This is a genomic window from Pseudonocardia tropica (assembly GCF_040105315.1).
Taxonomy (GTDB): Bacteria; Actinomycetota; Actinomycetes; order Mycobacteriales; family Pseudonocardiaceae; genus Pseudonocardia; species Pseudonocardia alni.
This window is the reverse complement of record NZ_JBEDNP010000066.1, coordinates 1-2,274: the sequence shown is the minus strand read 5'-3', so window position 1 is coordinate 2,274 and position 2,274 is coordinate 1. Positions and strand designations below refer to the sequence as shown.

At 69.4% G+C, this 2,274-nt stretch carries 2 protein-coding genes; both read right to left on the bottom strand.

Going from position 1 to position 2,274, the window contains the following annotated elements; all coding sequences use genetic code 11:
* Positions 1–61 precede the first annotated feature (61 nt).
* Positions 62–904: an IS21-like element helper ATPase IstB gene (gene istB, locus WHI96_RS27470; protein ID WP_345655136.1), complete on the bottom strand. Its 843-nt coding sequence runs from the start codon at positions 902–904 to the stop codon at positions 62–64.
* On the bottom strand, positions 901–2,202 hold the full coding sequence (istA, locus tag WHI96_RS27465; RefSeq protein ID WP_349302506.1) for an IS21 family transposase: 1,302 nt from the start codon (positions 2,200–2,202) through the stop codon (positions 901–903). Before istA ends, istB begins: the two co-directional genes overlap by 4 nt.
* Positions 2,203–2,274: the final 72 nt, after the last annotated feature.

The following is a 2,274-nucleotide window of genomic DNA, read 5'->3' as shown; positions in this document are numbered from 1 at the left end:
TGTCAACGGCGGGTTTGGAGTGACCCCGTAACGACGGACTGGGACTGACCCCTGTCGGTGTTCAGTCGTTGCTGGCGCGGTTGTGCTTCGCCAGTAGCTCGCGTCGGGCGCGGGTCCGATAGGAGTCCCCGGACAGGGTCAGCACCTCGGCGTGGTGGACGAGACGGTCGATCATCGCTGCAGCGATGACGTCGTCGGAGAACGTCTCGCCCCAGCGGCCGAAGGGCAAGTTGCTGGTGACCATGACGCTGCCTTGTTCATAGCGGGAGGCGATGAGCTGGAAGAACAGGTTCGCCGCGTCCTGGTCGAACGGGATGTAGCCGACCTCGTCGATGATGATCAGTTTGTAGCGGCGGATCTTCTTCAGCTCTGCCTCGAGCCGTCCGCTCTGGTGCGCCGCGGACAGTCTGGTGATCCAGTTGCTGGCGGTGTCGAACAGGACCGAGTAGCCGGCGTGCGCGGCCTTGACCCCGAGCCCGATCGCGAGGTGGGTCTTCCCGATCCCGGGCGGGCCGAGCAGGATCACGTTCTCGGCTTTCGCGACGAACGCGCTCGTGGCCAGGTGGGCCAGGATGTCGCGGCGCAGCGAGGGAAGATGGTCGAGGTTGAAGTCCTCCAAGGTCTTGACCTGCGGGAAGTGCGCGGTCCGGATCCGCATCACGGTGCCCTTGGACTCGCGGTCGGCGACCTGACGCTGCAGCAGCGCGCCCAGATACTCCTCGTGGGACCAGTTCTCATCGCGGGCCTGGGCGGCGAGCTGTTCCCAGCAGGCCCCGATCGTCGGGGTCTTCAGGACCCGGGTCAGGTAGGCGATCATCGCCGGTAACCCGTCGGGGACTGCGGCCAGCACCGGCCCCGACGGCTCCGGGCCGGGGTCGGTGGGCGTCTTCGGTGAGGTGGTCATGAGCTGCTCACTTCCTCAGCGGGGCTGTCCCGGCTGCTGTCCGAGCTCGGATCCGGAATCGGGGTGGGGGTGAAGTCGACGCCGAACAGGGCGTCGTAGTCGGGCAGCGCGCGCAGGGTCACCGGGTGCCCGTCGAGATGACGCCGCTCGGCGGCCCGCCGCGCGCTGCGGTCGTGGGCCAGGGCGCGGCGCATCGTCGCGGCGGTGTCGCGATGGGCCGGGTCGGTGATCACCGCGTGGCGGGCCCAGCTGCGTTGGTGGCGGGCGACGACCTGCCCGGCGCAGTAGATGACCACCTCGCCCGGGGTGGCGGCGACGTCGACGAACCGGCCGATCACCTGTGGGTCCACCGAGTAGTCGTTGGCATCGACGCGGACGTAGTAGTCCCGCGCCAACCGGACCCGCGCGGTCAGCCCGATCGGCGGGTCCAGCGGCGGCAGCGGAGTCATCGCCGCGTAGTCACCCTCGAGCAGATCGGCCGGGCGCCCGCCGATCGCTCGGACGGTTCGGGCGTTCGCCCTGGTCAGCCAGTCGCTGATCTGCCGATTGAAGTCAGCCGGGGAGGCGAACCGTCGTCCGGGCAGGAACGAGGTCTCGAAGTAGCCGTTGTTGCGCTCGACCAGCCCTTTGAACTCCGGGTCCCGCGGCGGGGCCAGCCGGATTCTCGTGGCCAGAGTGCCGGCGAACGCCGCCGCCGGCGTCGAGACCCGACCGGTCCCGCCGATCGCGGACTCCCGGTCCCAGACCAGCGTGCGGGTCACCCGCCCCACCCCGCTGATCAGCTGCCACATCCCGGACAAGATGTCCCCGGCCTGGCGCGAGGGGATCATCGTCGCGGACAGGAACCGCGAGTAGCCCAGTGTCATCACCAGCACCGGCAGGACCCGCTCCTGCCCGTCCCCGACGGGAATCGCGGTGTCGGGGAACCACAGGTCGCACTGGGCGATCTCGCCAGGTGCGTAGACGACTCTGTCCACCGGGTCGATCCCGAGATACTCCGGGCGGATCTGACGGATCCGGTCCTTGAGCACCGTCAGCGAGTGCCCCCACCCGATCCGCTCTGCGATCACCGTGGCCGGCATCCGCGGGAACTGCGCCAACAATGCCCGCACCTGCGGCTCGACCGCATCAGCCAGCGACCCCCGCGGGCCCCGTTCCCGTTTCGGCGGGCCCGGCGCCCGCAGCGCGGAACGCACCGTGTTGCGGGCCACCCCCAGCCGGCGGGCGATCTCCTTGATCGGCACACCCTCCGCCCGATGTAGACGACGGATCTCGGCCCAGTCCTCCACCGACAACACCCCCTCAGCGTCGTCCAGAAGGGGTCAATCCCAATCCGACGTCAGGGGGTCAGTCTCAGCCCGTCGTCGACA